20 protein-coding genes and 1 pseudogene are annotated in these 17,312 nt (G+C 69.5%); 10 read left to right on the top strand and 11 right to left on the bottom strand.

From position 1 onward, the window contains the following. Positions 1–121: 121 nt before the first annotated feature. Both ACIBO1_RS29720 and ACIBO1_RS29715 read right to left on the bottom strand, forming a co-directional pair. Positions 122–562, bottom strand: a complete 441-nt coding sequence (locus tag ACIBO1_RS29720) for a hypothetical protein (RefSeq protein WP_396752225.1) — start codon at positions 560–562, stop codon at positions 122–124. 68 nt (positions 563–630) lie between these two features. Next, complete coding sequence (locus ACIBO1_RS29715; protein WP_396752222.1) at positions 631–894, bottom strand: hypothetical protein; 264 nt, start codon at positions 892–894, stop codon at positions 631–633. A 148-nt stretch (positions 895–1,042) separates the two neighbouring features. On the opposite strand from ACIBO1_RS29715, the gene ACIBO1_RS29710 reads away from it, so the two are divergent. Beyond that, positions 1,043–1,249, top strand: a complete 207-nt coding sequence (locus tag ACIBO1_RS29710; RefSeq protein WP_396752219.1) for an ATP-grasp domain-containing protein — start codon at positions 1,043–1,045, stop codon at positions 1,247–1,249. Here the strand turns inward: ACIBO1_RS29710 and ACIBO1_RS29705 are convergent. From ACIBO1_RS29705 to ACIBO1_RS29695, 3 genes are all read right to left on the bottom strand, one after another. After that, positions 1,233–1,433 carry a hypothetical protein gene (locus ACIBO1_RS29705; RefSeq protein WP_396752231.1) on the bottom strand — a complete coding sequence of 67 codons (201 nt, stop codon included), beginning with the start codon at positions 1,431–1,433 and terminating at the stop codon, positions 1,233–1,235. The genes ACIBO1_RS29710 and ACIBO1_RS29705 overlap by 17 nt on opposite strands. A gap of 100 nt (positions 1,434–1,533) precedes the next feature. Next, positions 1,534–1,962 carry a type II toxin-antitoxin system VapC family toxin gene (locus tag ACIBO1_RS29700; RefSeq protein WP_396752216.1) on the bottom strand — a complete coding sequence of 143 codons (429 nt, stop codon included), beginning with the start codon at positions 1,960–1,962 and terminating at the stop codon, positions 1,534–1,536. Further along, complete coding sequence (locus ACIBO1_RS29695; protein ID WP_131053372.1) at positions 1,959–2,204, bottom strand: FitA-like ribbon-helix-helix domain-containing protein; 246 nt, start codon at positions 2,202–2,204, stop codon at positions 1,959–1,961. The genes ACIBO1_RS29700 and ACIBO1_RS29695 overlap by 4 nt, the downstream gene beginning before the upstream one ends. Positions 2,205–3,128: 924 nt before the next feature. On the opposite strand from ACIBO1_RS29695, the pseudogene ACIBO1_RS29690 reads away from it, so the two are divergent. Beyond that, positions 3,129–3,476, top strand: a pseudogene (locus tag ACIBO1_RS29690) (transposase family protein); the annotation flags it as partial. A gap of 91 nt (positions 3,477–3,567) precedes the next feature. Further along, positions 3,568–3,741 carry a hypothetical protein gene (locus tag ACIBO1_RS29685; RefSeq protein WP_396752228.1) on the top strand — a complete coding sequence of 58 codons (174 nt, stop codon included), beginning with the start codon at positions 3,568–3,570 and terminating at the stop codon, positions 3,739–3,741. Positions 3,742–3,894: 153 nt separating this feature from the next. On the opposite strand, the gene ACIBO1_RS29680 is transcribed toward ACIBO1_RS29685, so the two are convergent. Then, complete coding sequence (locus ACIBO1_RS29680) at positions 3,895–4,737, bottom strand: aldo/keto reductase (RefSeq protein ID WP_396752213.1); 843 nt, start codon at positions 4,735–4,737, stop codon at positions 3,895–3,897. Between the two features lie 233 nt (positions 4,738–4,970). On the opposite strand from ACIBO1_RS29680, the gene ACIBO1_RS29675 reads away from it, so the two are divergent. The 7 genes from ACIBO1_RS29675 (at position 4,971) to ACIBO1_RS29645 (ending at position 12,068) form a co-directional block, all read left to right on the top strand. Then, positions 4,971–5,552 carry a type 1 glutamine amidotransferase domain-containing protein gene (locus ACIBO1_RS29675; RefSeq protein WP_396752210.1) on the top strand — a complete coding sequence of 194 codons (582 nt, stop codon included), beginning with the start codon at positions 4,971–4,973 and terminating at the stop codon, positions 5,550–5,552. Positions 5,553–6,343: 791 nt separating this feature from the next. Continuing rightward, positions 6,344–6,886: an SRPBCC family protein gene (locus ACIBO1_RS29670; RefSeq protein ID WP_396752208.1), complete on the top strand. Its 543-nt coding sequence runs from the start codon at positions 6,344–6,346 to the stop codon at positions 6,884–6,886. After that, on the top strand, positions 6,883–8,058 hold the full coding sequence (locus ACIBO1_RS29665; RefSeq protein WP_396752205.1) for a zinc-dependent alcohol dehydrogenase: 1,176 nt from the start codon (positions 6,883–6,885) through the stop codon (positions 8,056–8,058). The genes ACIBO1_RS29670 and ACIBO1_RS29665 overlap by 4 nt, the downstream gene beginning before the upstream one ends. 489 nt (positions 8,059–8,547) lie before the next feature. Continuing rightward, positions 8,548–9,453: an ABC transporter ATP-binding protein gene (locus tag ACIBO1_RS29660; RefSeq protein WP_396752202.1), complete on the top strand. Its 906-nt coding sequence runs from the start codon at positions 8,548–8,550 to the stop codon at positions 9,451–9,453. Continuing rightward, positions 9,453–10,214, top strand: coding sequence for an ABC transporter permease (locus tag ACIBO1_RS29655; RefSeq protein ID WP_396752199.1), 762 nt, complete (start codon positions 9,453–9,455; stop codon positions 10,212–10,214). Before ACIBO1_RS29660 ends, ACIBO1_RS29655 begins: the two co-directional genes overlap by 1 nt. Positions 10,215–10,233: 19 nt before the next feature. After that, positions 10,234–11,451 carry a sensor histidine kinase gene (locus ACIBO1_RS29650; protein ID WP_396752197.1) on the top strand — a complete coding sequence of 406 codons (1,218 nt, stop codon included), beginning with the start codon at positions 10,234–10,236 and terminating at the stop codon, positions 11,449–11,451. Beyond that, positions 11,448–12,068, top strand: coding sequence for a response regulator (locus ACIBO1_RS29645; protein WP_396752194.1), 621 nt, complete (start codon positions 11,448–11,450; stop codon positions 12,066–12,068). Before ACIBO1_RS29650 ends, ACIBO1_RS29645 begins: the two co-directional genes overlap by 4 nt. 56 nt (positions 12,069–12,124) lie before the next feature. On the opposite strand, the gene ACIBO1_RS29640 is transcribed toward ACIBO1_RS29645, so the two are convergent. The 5 genes from ACIBO1_RS29640 to ACIBO1_RS29620 all read right to left on the bottom strand — a co-directional run bounded on the left by ACIBO1_RS29640 (position 12,125) and on the right by ACIBO1_RS29620 (position 17,309). After that, complete coding sequence (locus ACIBO1_RS29640) at positions 12,125–13,147, bottom strand: asparaginase (protein WP_396752191.1); 1,023 nt, start codon at positions 13,145–13,147, stop codon at positions 12,125–12,127. Between the two features lie 176 nt (positions 13,148–13,323). Continuing rightward, on the bottom strand, positions 13,324–14,013 hold the full coding sequence (locus ACIBO1_RS29635) for a TetR/AcrR family transcriptional regulator (RefSeq protein ID WP_131055310.1): 690 nt from the start codon (positions 14,011–14,013) through the stop codon (positions 13,324–13,326). Between the two features lie 100 nt (positions 14,014–14,113). Then, the gene (locus ACIBO1_RS29630; RefSeq protein WP_396752186.1) at positions 14,114–15,442 is read right to left on the bottom strand and encodes an MmgE/PrpD family protein; all 1,329 of its coding nucleotides are present in this window, start codon (positions 15,440–15,442) and stop codon (positions 14,114–14,116) included. After that, the gene (locus tag ACIBO1_RS29625; protein ID WP_396752183.1) at positions 15,439–16,461 is read right to left on the bottom strand and encodes an LLM class flavin-dependent oxidoreductase; all 1,023 of its coding nucleotides are present in this window, start codon (positions 16,459–16,461) and stop codon (positions 15,439–15,441) included. Before ACIBO1_RS29625 ends, ACIBO1_RS29630 begins: the two co-directional genes overlap by 4 nt. Continuing rightward, complete coding sequence (locus tag ACIBO1_RS29620) at positions 16,458–17,309, bottom strand: alpha/beta fold hydrolase (protein WP_396752180.1); 852 nt, start codon at positions 17,307–17,309, stop codon at positions 16,458–16,460. Before ACIBO1_RS29620 ends, ACIBO1_RS29625 begins: the two co-directional genes overlap by 4 nt. Positions 17,310–17,312: the final 3 nt, after the last annotated feature.

Raw genomic sequence — 17,312 nt, 5'->3', positions numbered from 1 at the left:
ACCCGGGTTTCCGATACCCCCCCACCAACCCCCTCGCCACACAAACCCCATCCTGCTCGCCGCCGACCCCGGGCCGGGCCCCCCCCCCGGCGCGGGCCCCCCCCTCGACCTGGTCGGGACGTCAGGATTCGGGGCGACGGCGCAGTGAACGCAGCGCGGGAACCGCGTCGGTGGCGGCGAGCGCCCAGAGCACGAGCAGCGGCTGGAAGAGCAGGCGGACCGCCCGTGCCGCGTCGGTGTCCAGGCCGAATCCGTCACGCCCTTCAGTGAACTGAGCGATGTTGCCCGGGAAGACCGCGACGAAGAAGGCCGCTACGACCGCTCCGGTGAGGCCACGCACAGGCTGTCTCCAAGCGGCGAGCAGGGCCAGCCCCAGACAGATCTCGACCACTCCGGAGGCGACCACGACGAAGTCGGCATCGAGCGGGAGCCAGGAGGGCACCTGCGCCAGAAACTCCTCGCGCGCGACGGTCAGGTGAGCGGTGCCGGCAACGAGCAGCATCACGCCCAACACGACCTGGCCGACCACACCCGTCAACCGTCGAACAGACGTGGATGTCATGGTGTCTCTCCCACGGCGTAAACGAGGAACGGACGGCCGGCCCGCTGCGGGGGGCGACTCCCAACACCCTACGGACAGAAGAGGCGGTCCGGCTCCAGGTCCCGTACCGCCTCGTCTGTCGACTGAGCTGTGGGGAGTCCCCGTTCGCGCCCGAGGCCCACGCCGCCCGCGAAGCCGGGATCGACGTCGCCGTGGTCGACCACGACGCACTGACCCGCGACGAGCCGCACCGCGCCGTCGCAGCCGTGCCCGCCGGCCGCGTCGCGGTCTACTGCGGCTGGATGCTCCACAGCGACCAGTACGCCGCCTTCGCCGATGCCCTCACCACCCACGGCGTGACCCTGCGCACCAACGGCGACCAGTACCGCCCCGCCCACGAACTTCCCGGTTGGCACCACCAGCGCGCAGCGAACTGCCTTCGACCACGCCCGGACACAACTCGGCACCGGCGCCGCCGTACTGCGCGACTACACCAAATCGATGAAACACCATTGGCACGAGGCGGCCTTCATCCCCGACCTGCGACCCCACCACCGCTGGCAGATCGCCGCCCGTTTCCTTGAACTACGCGCCGATGACTTCACCGGCGGGTTCGTCCTGCGCGCCTTCGAACACCTCACCAGCGCCGAAGGCGTTGCTGGTCAACGGTGTTGGTGTCATCTGGCGAGGATCATGTTGCGGAGGTGAGCGATACCGGATGCGGCCTGGTCAATGTGTGGGCGGCGCGACGGTAGTCGAGCGGGATCTTGAAGCACTTCATGCGGGCCAGGACGTGTTCGACCTGGGCTCGGACGGTGCGGTGGTGCCGGAACTGGGCGGGCTGCAGCCCGGCGAACGGAAAGATCCACTCCCGGCGGGCCGCCGAGATCACCTACACCTGGACATGATCCGCCATGGACGCATGAGAGAGACACGAGACGTCACTCAGGATTGAACGCGGACCGCTGACGGCGGCAGGCGAAGTGGTGGTTTCAGGTGGTCGCGTCCTGCCAGGGATCGACGACGCCGATCCCCGTGTCGGTGAAGTCCTTGGTGTTACGGGTGGCGAGGGTGGCAGCTTGGGCGCGGCAGATGGCGGCGATCTGGGCGTCGAACCCGTCGATCGGGTGGCCGAGTCTGTCCCGCCCGGCGACGACGTCGGCGTAGGCGCTGGCTGCGGCGAGGTCGAAGGGCAGCACTTGGCGGGGAAAGGCGGCGAAGATCTCGCTGGCGGCCTGGTGCAGTGACTCCCGGCGCTGCCCTGCCGGCAGCCGCGCGATGCCGTAGCGGATCTCAGCGACAGTGATCGCCGTGGTGTACAGGCCGGCACGCGAGTTCTGCTGGATCCACGCGAGTACCACCGGTGCGGGCTCGGCCCGCATGAGTTCAGAAACGACGTTGGTGTCCAGAACGATCATCATTCGGGCAGGCTCGCTGCGCGGGGTGACGTCGAACGAGACGGCAGCTCCAATTCGACGCCCCCGAGTCTGGCAAATCGATCAGTGAGTGCGCCGAATAGATCATTCACCGGCGCATCCTCGGCGACGGCCCTGGTGAGGATGTCGCGGATCTCGGCCTCCATGGATCGGCCATGCTGCGCAGCGCGACGGCGCAACTTCTCCCGCACCGCATCGTCGAGATCCCTGATGCTGAGCGCTGCCATCACTCCTCCTCACCTCAGACAATGAGAGCAATGCTAGCACAGGCACGGACTGCCGCCGCGGTCCGCTCAGGGCGTACGCCGGTTAGTGCTGATCTGGGACAACTGTGAGACTTGGCGAGCGCTGTCCGGGACTGGGGCCTGACCCGTGGGACAACTGGATGCCGTGGCCTGAGCGTGTAACGCAAATCGCGCAGGCGACGGCTGGACAGCGTCACCAGCGCCGCCCCGCCGTACCGAGGCGAAGCCGGCCGGCGGAGAAGCAGGGCGTTACTGACCTATGTCGGCTCCGCCTGAAAAGTTCAGCCAGCGTTGACAACCTAAGGATCGCTTTCGCCGTGCACAACTCCTGGGATGTGTACGGATTCGTAGGCAACTGATCTCGGCGGTCGCCGAATTCATAGGCCGCGAAGGTATTTGAGGACTTCCAGGACGAGTGTCATGGTCGCGCCGAAGGCTGCGCCGCCCGCGATCACCGCCGTGGAAGGGTCAGCTCCGCTGTGGTAGAACAGCACGGCTGCGACGACCCCGACACCGCCCGAGATCACTACGCCGCGACGTCCACTGCGGTTACGTATGCGGTTACGGTAGCCCGTACGAACGCCTTCATCCCATCCGTGCCCGCTGCGGAGCGTAGATATGCGTACAGGTAGTAGGGGTTGAGGACATCCAGGTCGGAGACTCGCAGACGCAGCAGGCTTGTGCTCAGGAGCCAATCCGTCTCGGTCGGTCGCACGACGGTGGGTGCCGTAAATGCCCCGGTCCGCACGCAGAGCACATCGTCGGCGCGTAGCCAGTAGTCCTTCAATGAGCCTTTTCCAACCTGGTGGTGCAGGTCAGCGGTGTGGAGGGGGCCGGTAGCCGGGTGCAGTGAGGCTCCCGGTACGACGCAATCGACCAAGAAAGATGCCCCTTTCGGGAGCCTCGCTGCTGTCTTACCCTGCCTCGATCCCGTTGTCCACTCGATCCTTGAACCACGTCGCCGACCTGATCCGTACCCATCGCCACCAACGCCGATCCCGGTGGCGCCGCCACCCCGGCCGCCAAGCCCTGCTCGTGCTGACCCATCTCCGCAACGGCGACACCCTCGCCCGCCTCGCCGCCGGATTCGCTATCGGAGTGACCACCGCCTGGCGCGATGTCCACGAAGCGATCACCCTGCTCGCCGCGACCGCTGACGACCTGCACCAGGCGATGAGCAGGATCCGGCGGCTGGCCTACGCCATCGGCGACGGCACCCTGATATCGATCGACCGCGTCTACGACCAGAAGCCCAGGTCGCGCTGCAATCCCCCCGCGAACTCCCGGCAACTGGCCGCCACCGGTTCACTCGGAGTCGACGCGCCCCTAACAGGCAGGCTTCGACATCCACAGCGCTCTGCGTGGCGATCGCGCCGTGGCCAACAACGCCTACGCCGTGCTCAACGGTGCCGCCGGCAGCCGGGCGTACCGAGTCGACCTACTGACCGGCGAAGCTCACACGACGGGCAGTTTCAACGGTCGTGTGGTTCTTGATCTCGGCTTGTTCCTGCGGCAGTGACCGCCTCTGCTCGTTCGGCACCGTCGAAGATCAGCAACCTTCAGAGCAAAACCTTTCATAAAGGGCGGACCCCGCCCGGGGGTGTTTGTGACACTCGCGGCGTTTCCGCTGGTCAGGGCGCCGGCACTGCTCCCGCTGGTACGGCCACCGGCCCTACAACATCTCCAACGGTTGCGGGCCAGCAGGTGGCGGGAACGCCCTGTCAAGAGCCGCGATGTCTTCCTCGGTCAGGTGCAGGTCGCGCGCCTCCGCGTTCTGGCGGGTGTGTTCCGAGTTGGACGATCGGGGGATGGCCGCGACCATTTCCCGCCTCAGCACCCAGGCCAGTGCGACCTGAGCGGGCGTCGCCCCGTGTCGGGCGGCGACCTCCGCGACCTGGTCGTGGCCGAGTAGTCTGCCCTGCTCGATCGGGGAGTACGCCATCACCGGGATCCGGTGTTCACGGAGGCACGGCAGCAGGTCGTACTCAGACCCGCGCCGGGAGAGGTTGTACAGGATCTGGTTGGTCGCGCAGTCGTTCCCGCCCGCATCGAGCAACTCGGTCATGTCGGACAGGTCGAAGTTGCTCACGCCCCACTGCCCGATGTCGCCGGCGTCGACGAGTTCGGCGAACGCCTCGATCATCTCCGAGAGTGGATGTAAGCCGCGCCAGTGCAGCAGGTAGAGATCGATATGGTCGACACCGAGTCGTTGCAGGCTGCGCCGGCAGGCCTGCACGGCTCCCTGCCGGCTGCCATTGGACGGCAGCACCTCGTCGACCAGGAACACATCGTCGCGTCGTCCGACAATCGCCTTACCGACAAGCTCCTCGGAGGCGCCATCGCCGTACATCTCCGCAGTATCGATCAAGGTCATGCCCAGGTCCAGGCCAGCGTGCAGGGCCGCCAGCTCATCCCGTCGCCTCGCGGGACGCTCACCCAGGTACCACGTGCCCTGGCCGAACACGGGCATGGTCTGACCGGACGGCAGCTCGATCGAAGCGTGAGGGAGAGTCATGTCGGCCTTCCCGGGGCCTCGGCGCCAGTGGTTCAGTGCGTTACCCGCTTCGAGCGAAGGCAGTCTCGTACGGCGACCCATCCTCCGTGCCCCGCCGCATCGGCGGGCGCACCTATCCGTCATCCCTGAGCGACCTTCGGTGACCTGTTTCCCGGTTCCAACACCGGGAAGGCGGCCGCGAGCGAACGATGCGCCGTCGACGGGGCGGCGCTGCGAGGGAGAGGCCACCCGAAATGGCGCAGAGCCAGCAGCCACTGACCGGCAAACGAATCGCTTGTCTCGCCGCCGACGGGGTGGAGGACGTGGAGTACACCCAGTCCCGGGCAGCCGCGGAGCAGGCGGGCGCCGAGGTCCACCTGATCTCGTTGAACTCCGGCGAGATCCAGTCGATGAACCAGGACATCGACCCGGCCAACCGCTATCGGGTGGATCGGACCGTGAACGAGGCCACTGCGGCCGACTTCGACGCCCTGCTGCTGCCGGGCGGGACGGTCAACCCCGACCGGCTCCGGATGAACCCGCAAGCCATGGACTTCGTCCGGGCGTTCTTCCAGCAACAGAAGCCGGTGGCGGCGATCTGCCATGGCCCCTGGTCGTTGGTCGAGACCGGCCTGGTGAGCGGCCGGACCGTCACCTCGTTCCCCAGTCTGCGCACCGACATCCGCAACGCGGGCGGGAACTGGGTGGACCAACAGGTACAGGTCGACAACGGCCTGGTCACCAGCCGCAACCCCAACGATCTCCCGGCGTTCTGCGCCAAGATGATCGAGGTGTTCGCCCAGGGCGAGACCGTCCACCAGATGGCGACCGCCTGACGTGGTGAGGGCTCAGAACCCAGAGGAGCAGAACCGAGGTCTGAGCCCGCACCGCGGCGGCGCTCCGCCGGTCGTAGCGCCGCCGCGGTGAGGCTCTTGGATCGACGTCCGGATACAGGCGCTCGGCAGGGGCGACGACGACCGGGCCGTACCGCTGCTGGCGGTAGCGGCCCGCAGGTCCTGCTGAGCCGCAGGACAGGGATCACCTCCGTGCCGCGACAGATGCACGGGTTGAGGTGTTTTTCGAGGGGTATGCGGGGCCTCTGTGGGTCGCGTCCCGGACTTCTTGAGCCGGAATGGCTCGGCCGGGCTGCGACTGGATACGGAGGCTACCCGTGACTCAACTAGCAACCCGAGAGGCAGCGCAGGCCAGGCAGGACGACGTGCGACGGCGAGGGCGCCGGCTCGGCTGGATGAGTCTCGGTCTGGGGGTGGCACAGCTGGCGGCGCCGGACACGGTGCGCCGGATCAGCGGGGTGGACGACTCCTCGACATCCCGGACGGTGGTACCGCTTGTCGGGGCGCGAGAACTGGTCCATGCGGCCGGGCTCCTGACGAGCCGCCGCAAGGGCATCTGGGCATGGACCCGGGTCGTGGGCGACGCGATGGACCTGGCCTCTCTCGGGGTGGCCATCGCCCACCGTAGCGGGCACCGCCGCCGTCGCCTCGTCGGTGTCACCGGCGCCATCGTCGGAATCACGGTCGTGGACCTTCTGACCGCCCTGCAAGCCACCCGCGCCACGAGGAGCGGTTCGGCGCTGGCGCTACAAGGCTCACGCCAAGGAGGATCCATGGAGCTGACAGCCACGACAACCATCCGCAAACCCGCACCCACGGTCTACGCGTTCTGGCGTGACCTGGACAACCTCCCCACCTTCATGGCACACCTCGAGAAGATCCGTGCCACCGGCGACCGCACGAGCCACTGGTCCGCCAGCGCGCCTTTCGGCAAGAACGTCGAGTGGGACGCGGAGATCACCGACGAGACGCCCGGGCACAAGATCGCGTGGCGGTCCACCGGTAACGCCGACGTGCCGAACGCCGGCACCGTCCGGTTTGTGCCCGCCCCGGACGGGGCCAGCACCGAGGTACACGTCGTCATGTCCTACGACATCCCGGGCGGCGCGGTCGGCAAGGCGATCGCCAAGTACTTCGGCGAGGAACCACACCAGCAGCTCGACGACGACCTGCGCCGGCTCAAGCAGGTGCTGGAGACCGGGCAGGTGGTCCGATCCGAAGGCGCCCCGTGGGGCAAGCGGGCCCGCAAGGAGTTCCCGCAACGTCCGGCGCAACCGCTCTCGGACGCCGAGCTGGCGAAGGGGGCAGGCGCGTGAAGGCGAACACCTGGACGGGCCGCAACAAGGTCAAGGTCCGTGACGTGCCGGACCCGAAGATCCTCAACGACCGCGACGCCATCGTACGGATTACCTCCACCGCGATCTGCGGCTCCGACCTGCACCTCCTCGACGGGTACGTGCCCACGATGCAGGACGGCGACGTCATGGGTCACGAGTTCATGGGCGAGGTCATCGAGGTCGGCCGAGGCGTCGACCCGGGTCGCCTGCGCGTCGGCGACCGGGTCGTCGTGCCGTTCCCGATCGCCTGCGGCGCGTGTGGGGCCTGCGCCGCCGACTTGTACTCCTGCTGCGAGAACTCCAACCCCAACGCCGGGATCGCCGAGAAGATGTTCGGTCACCCGGTCGCCGGGATCTTCGGCTATTCGCATCTGACCGGCGGCTTCGCCGGGGGTCAGGCGCAGTACGCGCGGGTGCCGTTCGCCGACGTCGGTCCGCTGAAGATCGAGGCGGACCTGACCGACGAGCAGGTGCTGTTCCTGTCCGACATCCTGCCGACCGGCTACATGGGCGCCGAGATGTGCGATATCCAGCCCACCGACGTGGTGGCGGTGTGGGGCGCGGGTCCGGTCGGGCAGTTCGCGATGGACAGTGCCCGGGCACTCGGCGCGGCGAAGGTCATCGCTATCGACAAAGAGCCGTACCGGCTGCAGATGGCCGAACGGGCGGGCCACACGCCGGTGAACTTCGAGGATGTGGACGTGCGGTCCCGGCTGCTCGAACTGACCGGCGGGCGGGGACCGGACAAGTGCATCGACGCGGTCGGCATGGAGGCCAGCCACGGTGCCGCACACGTGCACGCCTACGACCGGATCAAGCAGGCAGTGCGCTCGGAGACGGAGCGTCCGCACGCACTACGGCAGGCGATCCTGTCCTGTCGCAGCGGCGGCATCGTGTCGGTCATCGGTGTGTACGGCGGCTTCCTCGACAAGTTCCCGGCGGGCGCGTGGATGAACCGGGCGCTGACCCTGCGGACCGGTCAATGCCACGTGCAGCGCTACATGAAACCGCTGTTGCAGCGCATCGAACGCGGGGAGATCGACCCGACCCGGGTCATCACCCACACCCTGCCGCTCGACCAGGCAGAACGCGGCTTCGAGATCTTCAAGAACAAGCAGGACAACTGCGAGAAGGTCGTCCTCAAACCCTGACCACCATCCGCATCCGGCCACCGCGGCACGCCCGGTGGCCGGATGCGGCGTCTGTCCGCAGGCACCGACCATCGCCGGCATGCTCGCCCGCCTCACCCGAGGCGGACCCGCCACCCGCCAACAACGCCGCACCCTCAACACACCCGACTGACAGACATGCGAAACGCTCACTTAGGCGACCTTGCCGCAGCGCGGATGGCGGCCTGGCCTCGTCACCGTCGCCCTCCTCTTCGAACGGGCGCAGGAATATCACCACGAGGCTGGCCTGAGAATCGTCCGCCGCCGTCGTGGCGTTGCCACGTTGCACAATCCGACCGGCGACGGGATGTTCACAGAAGTCGCGCGGTGCCGACGCGCGCAGGCCGCGGCGGCTGCCGTCGGAACCACAAGCGCCCGCCCTGGGTCAACCGATTGGTTGATCCGAGGGTCGACCGACCTCGGCACCAGCTGGGTGATCCGGCATCCAGCGGCGGCGGCGAGGCTGCCGCTATGGGGATCATCGAGGTGACGAACCTCCACAAGCGGTACGGGAACACGGTCGCTGTCGACGATGTGTCGTTCGTGGTCGAGGCGGGCGAGATCTTCGGGATTCTCGGTCCGAACGGCGCCGGCAAGACGACCACGGTCGAGTGTGTGAGCGGCCTGCGCACTCCCGATCGTGGCGGGATCTCGGTGCTCGGCCTCGATCCGCGGCGGGATCGGGCGGAGGTGCGGGAACGGGTCGGGGTCCAGCTACAGGGGCACCAACTGCCGGACAAGCAGACGGTGGCCGAGGCGATGGATCTCTACCGTTCGTTCTACCGCGCGCCGGCGGATGGGGCGCGGCTGCTGGAGATGCTGGGACTCGCCGAGAAACGCCACACCCAGTACCGGAAGCTCTCCGGTGGGCAGCAGCAGCGGCTGTCGGTCGCGCTGGCCCTGGTGGGTGGCCCCACCGTCGCGGTGCTGGACGAACTCACCACCGGGCTCGATCCACAAGCTCGGCGCGACACCTGGGATCTGGTCGAAGAGGTACGCGACTCCGGCGTCACGATCGTTCTCGTCACGCACTTCATGGATGAGGCGGAGCGGCTCTGTGACCGTCTCGCGCTGATCGACTCCGGGCGCGTGGTCGCCCTCGACACGCCTGCCGGCCTGGTCGCGCGCGCTGCCGCCGAGCAGCGGGTGCGGTTCCGGCCGTCGACCCCTGTGGTGGAGCGGCTGCTGACCGACCTGCCGGAGGTGACCGGCGTGCAGCGCCACGGGCAGCAGGTGGTGGTGACCGGCACCGGAAACCTGCTACAGGCTGTCACCTCGGTCTTGACCCAGCAGCGCGTCATCGCCCAGGAACTCCGGGTCGAGCAGGCCAGCCTGGACGACGCCTTCGTCACCCTCACTCGAAAGAAGTTGTCGTAGTGTCCGCCCTGTACAGACTCACTGTTGCCGAGGCGAAGCTGTTCCTGCGGGAGCCGATGGCGTTCGTCTTCGGGGTGCTGTTTCCGACCGCGATCCTGCTCGGGCTCGGCCTCGTCCCCGCGCTGCGGGCGCCGTCGGAGGAGTTCGGCGGGGTGCGGTTCGTAGAACTCTGGGCCCCGAGCGCACTCGTGCTCGGGCTCGGGCTCGTCGGGCTGCAACACATCCCGTCGGTGGTGGCCACCTATCGCGAGCGGGGCATCCTACGGCGGATGTCTACCACGCCGGTCCACCCCGGCACGGTGCTGGCGGCGCAGCTCATCGTCGCCCTGGCCGCTGCGGTCACGGCGGCGACACTGCTGATCGTCTCGGCCCGGCTGGTGCTCGACGTGCCTCTGCCTCGGCACCCGTTCAGGTTCGCGGTCGCGTTCCTGCTCGGTTTCGGCGCGGTACTGGCGATGGGCATGCTGATCGCCGCGGTCGCGCCCACCTCCCGGGCCGCCACCGGACTGGCGACCGCCGTCTACATGGTGACCATGTTCGCCGGAGGGGTCTTCCTGCCGCGCTTCCTGCTGCCGGACTTCCTGATGCGGATGGGCGACTACACCCCACCCGGCGCGCAGGCGCTCCTGCTCGGCTGGTCCGGTGATGCGGTGGCGGGGGCCGACACGGCGGCGTCGCCGCTGCTCCTGCAACTCGGGATAATGGCGCTGTTCGCGGTCGTGGCCGGTGCTGCGGCAGCGAAGCTGTTCCGCTGGGAATGAGTCGAAGGTGCGAGCGTCGATGAGCGGTGACGCCGGTCCCGACTGGGACCGCTGGTACGAGAAGCTGCTCGTCCTGGCGCCCTGGCTGCTACTCCCCTGCTCGACAGCGATCGCCATGGCCCAGCCCAGCCAGACCTGGCACGACCGGGCGATCACCCTAGGGCTGGTGGGGGCGGCGGCCGGGTGGGTGTATCTGGGGCACACCCGGGTGCCGCGTGAACGCCGCAAGCGGACCCTGCCGATGCTGGTCTACTTCGCCGGACTGCTCGCGCTCTGCATCGCACTGATGGCTTGCGACGTGGTCTTCCTGCTCTTCGCCATCACCGGGTTCCTGCACGCGTACCAGCTGCGACCGTGGCCGTTGGGGGTGGCCGGGGTGCTCGGCACCTCGGTCGCCATCAACACCATGGCGTCCGACGCACCGGCCGCGACGGTGCAGTCCCTCGGCACCTACCTGGGAGTGATCGTGGTGCAGACCGCGGCGATCAGCTCCGGCATCGTGCTGGCCGAAAGAAGCGCCGAGCAGCACGAACGACGCCAGCAGATGGTCGCCCGGCTGGAGGCGGCGCTGGAGGAGAACGCCGGGCTGCACGCCCAGTTGCTGACTCAGGCCCGCGAAGCCGGCGTGCTGGACGAGCGGCATCGGATGGCCGGCGAGATCCACGACTCGCTGGCGCAGGGCCTGACCGGCATCATCACCCAGATGCAGGCAGCCCAGCGGGTCTGGCACGCGCCGCCACAGACGCGTGAGCACGTCGACCGGGCGTTGGCCCTGGCCCGGGACGGCCTGGACGAGGCCCGCCGGTCGGTTCAGGCGTTAGGGCCGCGCCAACTGGAGGCGGCCCACCTGCCAGACGCCCTCGGCGACCTGGCCCGGCGATGGGAGGACGACACCGGCATCACGGTACGGTTCGAGATCACCGGCGAACAGGTCGCGCTGAGCCCGGCCATCGATGTCACCCTGTTCCGGGTCGCGCAGGAAGCGCTGCACAACGTGGTCCGACACGCCCGCGCATCCCGGGTGGGACTGACCCTCTCCTACCTGACCGACGTGGTCCTGCTCGACGTCCGTGACGACGGGCGTGGCATGGACGGTGACTCGGCTCAGGGGTTCGGCCTTAGGAGCATGATGCAGCGGGTCCGGAGCGTGGGAGGTGTGGTGGAGATCGAGAGCGCCCCTGGCGAGGGCTCGGCGATCAGCGTACGGGTGCCGGCGATCCCGATGGCGGCATCATGATCCGCATCCTGATCGCCGACGACCATCCCATCGTTCGTAACGGCCTCCGGGGGGCCTTCGCAGACCTGCCCGACATCGAGGTCGCCGGCGAGGCCGCCAACGGTCGCGAAGCGGTGACCGAAGCGGTGCGGCTGGACGTCGACGTGGTGCTGATGGATCTGCGGATGCCGCAGATGAACGGCGTGCAGGCGATCGCCGCCCTCGCCCAGGCCGCGCCGTCCATACACGTGCTGGTGCTCACCACCTTCGACAGCGAAACCGACGTGCTGCCGGCGGTCGAGGCGGGCGCCACCGGATACCTGCTCAAGGACACACCACCCGAGGACCTGATCCGCGCCGTCCGCGCCGCCCATCGCGGTGAGTCCGTCCTCGCGCCCTCGGCCGCAAGTCAACTCATGGGCCGGGTCCGCAAACCGACCGGGTTGGCGCTGAGCAACCGAGAACTGGAGGTACTCCAACTGGTCGCCGACGGCGCCTCCAACCGGGAGGCGGCCAGACTCCTGTTCGTCAGCGAAGCAAGCATCAAGACCCACCTCCAGCACGTCTACGACAAGCTCGGCGTCCGGGACCGGGCCGCCGCCGTCGGCGAGGGCTACCGGCGCGGCCTGCTGCGATAGCGGTCAACCTGGCCCACCCGCCGGATCGACCTCGCCGGCAGTCGTCTCGGCGACGCCTACCTGGCGCTCGCCGAACAGGTCCGGCCGTCGACGCGGTCGAACAGTTCCTGAACCCGGCCGGCTCGGGCCCCCGTTGCCAGGGCGAGCGCGAGCAGGACCCGACACTTGCCGGGGCTGAGGCCCTGACCGGCGACGATGCCTGCTCGGCGGAGTCGAGGACTTGGCCGCACCCGGCCCGCGCCACTGCGGTACGACTGGCACACCACTACCCCAGCCGCTACCGCGCGGAGCAGGGCGGCGTGTTCGGCCGGAGTGGGGAAACCGGCACCGGTGCCGGCGCTGACCAGGCCGGCCGTGCCGGCGGCGACCGCCGCGTCGATCAGCACCCCGTCGGCGCCGGGGTAGGAGACCACCAGGTCCACCCTTGGCACGGCAGCGCCCATGACGTCCAGCACCGGCGGGGTGTGCTCCTCCCGGTGGTGGAAGATCACGGTGCCATCGGGGTCAACAAAGCCGAGCGGTCCCAGCTCAGGGCTGCGGAAGGCATCGGATCCGGCGGTGTATGCCTTGGTCACCCGTCGGGGTGACCAGATCGCCCCGTTCATCGCCACCACTGGTCCCCGCCCCGCCGTCTGTGGGCTGACTGCCACCCGTACCGCGTCGACGAGGTTGAGCGGGCCGTCCCCGCTCAGCGCCGAGAGCGGGCGCATCGCGGCGGTGAGGACCACCGGCTTGCCGGGCGCAAGCACCAACTCCAGCAGGAATGCCAGTTCCTCGAGGGTGTTGGTGCCGTGTGTGATCACGACCCCCGTCACCTCGTCGTCGGCCAGGGCGGTGCGCACGTGTCCGGCGATGCCGAGCATGTCCGGCAGGTCGAGGGCGTGGCTCGGGGCTGCGGGGAGGCTGATTTGCCGTATCTCGGCGATCTCGGCGATCTCCGGCACCGCGGCCACCACCTCGGCCAGCGACAGCCGCTGCGACTCCGTTTCCGCGTAACCGGTCAGGTCCAGGCTGCTCGGCGACCAGCCCGTGATCGTGCCGCCGGTGCCGACCAGGGCGACGACCTTCGCTGCGTTCACGCCCGCGCCGGTCATCTGCGCGCCGACGCGGTGGCACTCCCGAGCATCGTCGGGGCCACCTCTCCTGGTGATCGGAACTCCGAGCCTGACATTACCCGTATCGTACGCCGTACGATACGGGTAATCAAGAACGGTGGCGGCGGAACGTGGAGGAGGGCGGGAGGTGTTTCCGCTGGTCAGTTCGCCTGGATCCGACGCAGGAGCCCGTCGAGCAGGCAGTCCAACCCGAACTGGAACTGCTCGTCGCTCGGCAGCGTCGTCACGTCGCCGGCGAGCGACACCAGATTCGGGAACTCCGCCAAGGGCAACGCGGAGTAGAAGTGGGTCCGCTGGCGGCACAACTCCTCGACATCGGGCAGGTCGGGCTTGCCCCACGGGCGGGGTGCCTGGTAGCTGGCGAAGCCGAGGGTGTAATGGACGATCAGACCGTACGCCTGGACCGCCTCACGACCCTCGAACCCGACCTCGCGCAGCCTGCCCACCACCGCCTCCATCGCCCCACGCAGCGAATCCGGGCTGGTGGTCACGCGGGTGGTGAAGAGCCGCACGATGCTGGGATGCTCCCGCATCATCCGGAGGAACGCCGAGGCCAGGCTCTGCACCACCGCCCGCGGTTCCGTCTCCTCTGCCGGCGGCAGGGTGAAGCCACCGAGCACGTGGTCGGCGATGGCGTCGAGGATCTCTTCCTTGTTGCGGAAGTAGCTGTACAGCGTCATCGCACCGCTGCCGACGTCGGCGGCGAGCCGGCGGATGGTGAGGGCCTCGATGCTCTCCTCGTCCGCGATCCGCGTCGCCGCCTCGATGATGTGCTCGCGGGTGACCGTGCTGCGGGGCAGCGACGTTCTGCTCGTGCGGGAAGCCGGCATCGTCGATCCTCCAAGCGGCCGTGAAGCACTCACCACCGATCCTCGTTGGTGCACCATACCGTACAACGTTCCTGCGATCGGCCGCGAGGCTGAGGGCACCTCATCCGATCGTCGTCGGCGTCACCGTCGCAAGAAGCACCTCACGCAGCCGGGCCGCCGACGACAGCTCGTCCAGGCCGGCACACAGCTCGATCAACTCGGTCGCGGGGCCGGGCATCGCCGCTCCCACGTTGCGCTGGTACTTCTCGACGATCTCCCGCCCGTCGTCCAGGCTGGGCGCATCGCCCACGTACGCCCGAACGGGCTCCGCGTCCGGCAGATACACCTCCACCCGGGCGCTCCAGCGCGCCGGCAGATCCTCCGTCAGGTCCTCGGCGGGCACCAACTCGACCGGGGGTGCCGCCGGAGACAGCGCCGCGCGGATGAAGGTCACGTCGCGGGTGCGGCCGGCCACATGGGCCGCGACCGCGACCGTGGCGCTCGCCGCCGCCTCGGCCGGTCCCTGCGGCGACCGGGTGTCGGTGACGAAGCGGCACAACGGCGCCGGCAGGTGCACCTCCACCCGCCGCGCCTTCGCCACCGGCGTGCCCTCGGCCGACAGGTGGTCCAGCGCGGCGAGCGCGGCATGCAACGGCCGGGCGAAGGGGTAGCGCTTGACGGCACAGCCGAGCAGGTGCGGCGTGCTGCTCCCGGTCGGCGGCGTCGGTGGCACCGCCACTCCCGGCAGCCCCTCGTCCAGCAACGTGACATCCCCGCGCAGACCGGCCGCCGCCTGGTACCCGGCCTCCACGCCGCAGGCCGCCGCCCGGCCGCCCGCCAGGTAGTGCCCCTCCCCCAGCGCCCCGCCGCCGATCGGGCCACCGCTGGCGTGCGCGGCCAGCGCCACCGCCTGCCGCCGGCCCGCCTCGTCCAGACCCAGTAACCGGGCGGTGGCCCAGGCCGCCCCGAGCGCGCCGAGCGCGGCGGTAGGCCACCAGCGGTACGCGTACAGCCCCGGGCCGCCGAGCCGCAGCCCCGCCTCGACGACCACCTCGTAGCCGCCGAGCAGCGCATCGGCCAGGTCCCGGCCGGAGCTGCCGACCCGGGCGGCGACGGCCAGCGCCGCCGGTACGACGACCGCCGGTGGCACCACGGCACCGGCGGAGTGGATCGCGTCGAACTCGTCCAGGTGCAGGTAGGTCGATTCCAGCAGGACTGCCGTCCGCAGCGAACGGGGCGAGGCGTCGCCCAGCACGGGCACCGGCCCCGCCTCGTCGACGAGGTCGGCGAAGCGGCGCAGCGGCGCGACGCTGGGGTGCGTCACGCCCGCGACCAGACAGCCCAGCGCGTCCAGCAGGTGCAGGCCGACGCGCGTGCGCACGCTCGGGTCGACGGCGTCGACCACCGCGTCGGCGCGGGCGACGATCGTGGGGACGAGCGAGCCGCTCATGCCGCCCGCGTCCTGGCAGCCAGGCTCGGTGCGAAGGACTCCATCAGCTCGTACGGCAGGTCGTAGGAGCCGACGTGCTGGAGGAAGACGTTCGTCGCTCCCGCCGCCGCGACCTCGTCGATCCGGGCGGCGATCTGTGCGGTGGTGCCGAAGAGGCAGAACGCCTGGGCGAAGCGCACCGCCATCTCGTCGGTGATCCACTGACCGCAGACCCGGACCGCCTCGGCCCAGTCCTCGGCGTGCACGGTGTCCGGGTAGAGCCCCGGCACGACCGGCGGCACCTGCACGTCGATCCCGGCCAGGGCCAGCGCGGCGGCGCCGCCCTTCTGCGCGATCCCCGCGCAGATCGGCTTGAGCATCCGGGCGTCGGCCTCGATGTCGTCGGTGACGTGGCAGTACGCCGACACCACGATCTCCAGGTCCGCCAGGGACCTGCCGCTGGCCTGTGCGCCCTCGCGGACCCGGCCGAGACCTGCGGTGAGGGTCGCCGGGGAGACCCCGGAGAGCAGGATCACCCCGTCGGCGATCTCACCGGCCAGCCGCAGGTTCTTCGGTCCGCTCGCCGCGACGAAGACCGGCAGCTCGGCGTTCGGGTCGCGCAGCCGCGAGCGCACCGGGCCGAAGTCGACCTCCGCGCCGCCGAGCAGGTCGCGGACCTGCCCCAGCCGCTCCCGCAGGTTGGCCTGGGTGGTGGAGCGCAGCCCGACCGGCTCCACCGCGCTGTTGCCCACTCCGACGCCGAGCACGAAGCGGCCCGGCGCCGCTTCGGCCACGGTCCGTGCCCCTGAGGCGACCACCGACGGATGCCGGGTCTCCACGTTGGTCACCGCCGTGCCGAGGCGCAGCCGCTCGGTCCGCAGCGCCATCGCGGTCAGGGTGGCGAAGACGTCTCGCCAGAGCAGCTGGGAGTCCGGCACCCAGACCTCGTCGAAGCCGAGTTCCTCGGCGCGCTGTGCCGCCTGGGCGAGTTGGTCGACCGGGCGGCAGGCCGGCAGCCGGATGCCGATCCGGACGCTCACGCCGCTCTCGACAGGTGCGCGATGTTCAGCTCGTCGAAGCGTTCGCTGTGCTCGTGCTGCGGCCAGTGGCCGCACTTCGGGAAGATCTCCAACGTGGAGCCGGGGATGCTCTTGTGCATGCGGTTGGCCTCGGGGATCTCACCGAACGGGTTCTCCGCGCCCCAGACGATCAGGGTGGGCGCCTGGATCCGGCCCATCTGCTCCTCGGTGAGCAGGTCCGGCTGGCGGTTTTCGATCTCCTGCAACGCCAGCAGGTTGTCGATCGCCGCGACGAACTCGGGACGGTGATAGATCGCGTGGCGGATCTCCACCAGTTCCTCGCTGACGTCCTTGGCGGGCTCGTACATCAGCAGGTGCAGGCGCTTCCTGGTCAGGTCGATGTCGTCGCTGGTGACCGCGGCGCGGGTGCTGGTCTTGATCCGCTCCATCACGGCCGGGTTGGCGACGGTGCCGCCGGGGGCGACCAGTGTCAGGTGACGAACCCGGTCGGGGTGGTCGGCCGCGAGCCGTCCGCCGACCCAGCCGCCCAGTGACTCGCCGACGATGTGGAAGCGGTCCAGACCCTCGGCATCCGCGTAGTCCAGCACGTGCCGGACGTACCGCTCGATGCGGTAGGGCTCCGCCACGGTGTCGGTGTAGCCGTGGCCCAGCATGTCGATCGCGTGGCAGGCGAAGCGCGCGGCGTGCGCCGGCAGGTTGCGGACGAACGCCTCCAGGTGTCCGCTGGTGCCGTGCAGGAAGATCACGGGGTCGCCCGAACCCGCCTGTAGCGTCCGGGTGCGGACCCCGTTCGCGTCGACGAAGCGGAGCCGGAACTCCAGCTCGGTCAGGTCGGTCCAGATGCTCATGGA

It is taken from the genome of Micromonospora sp. NPDC049903 (assembly GCF_044460945.1).
Classification (GTDB): Bacteria; Actinomycetota; Actinomycetes; order Mycobacteriales; family Micromonosporaceae; genus Micromonospora.
This window is presented reverse-complemented; position numbering and strand designations above follow the sequence as displayed.

What these genes read in the sequence shown, in the direction of transcription:
- ACIBO1_RS29635 (WP_131055310.1), bottom strand. Translation starts at nt 14,013, where the DNA reads ATGCCGGCTTCCCGCACGAGCAGAACGTCGCTGCCCCGCAGCACGGTC.
- ACIBO1_RS29680 (WP_396752213.1), bottom strand. Translation starts at nt 4,737, where the DNA reads ATGACTCTCCCTCACGCTTCGATCGAGCTGCCGTCCGGTCAGACCATG.
- ACIBO1_RS29660 (WP_396752202.1), top strand. Translation starts at nt 8,548, where the DNA reads ATGGGGATCATCGAGGTGACGAACCTCCACAAGCGGTACGGGAACACG.
- ACIBO1_RS29720 (WP_396752225.1), bottom strand. Translation starts at nt 562, where the DNA reads ATGACATCCACGTCTGTTCGACGGTTGACGGGTGTGGTCGGCCAGGTC.
- ACIBO1_RS29670 (WP_396752208.1), top strand. Translation starts at nt 6,344, where the DNA reads ATGGAGCTGACAGCCACGACAACCATCCGCAAACCCGCACCCACGGTC.
- ACIBO1_RS29700 (WP_396752216.1), bottom strand. Translation starts at nt 1,962, where the DNA reads ATGATGATCGTTCTGGACACCAACGTCGTTTCTGAACTCATGCGGGCC.
- ACIBO1_RS29645 (WP_396752194.1), top strand. Translation starts at nt 11,448, where the DNA reads ATGATCCGCATCCTGATCGCCGACGACCATCCCATCGTTCGTAACGGC.
- ACIBO1_RS29695 (WP_131053372.1), bottom strand. Translation starts at nt 2,204, where the DNA reads ATGGCAGCGCTCAGCATCAGGGATCTCGACGATGCGGTGCGGGAGAAG.
- ACIBO1_RS29620 (WP_396752180.1), bottom strand. Translation starts at nt 17,309, where the DNA reads ATGAGCATCTGGACCGACCTGACCGAGCTGGAGTTCCGGCTCCGCTTC.
- ACIBO1_RS29630 (WP_396752186.1), bottom strand. Translation starts at nt 15,442, where the DNA reads ATGAGCGGCTCGCTCGTCCCCACGATCGTCGCCCGCGCCGACGCGGTG.
- ACIBO1_RS29710 (WP_396752219.1), top strand. Translation starts at nt 1,043, where the DNA reads ATGAAACACCATTGGCACGAGGCGGCCTTCATCCCCGACCTGCGACCC.
- ACIBO1_RS29650 (WP_396752197.1), top strand. Translation starts at nt 10,234, where the DNA reads ATGAGCGGTGACGCCGGTCCCGACTGGGACCGCTGGTACGAGAAGCTG.
- ACIBO1_RS29675 (WP_396752210.1), top strand. Translation starts at nt 4,971, where the DNA reads ATGGCGCAGAGCCAGCAGCCACTGACCGGCAAACGAATCGCTTGTCTC.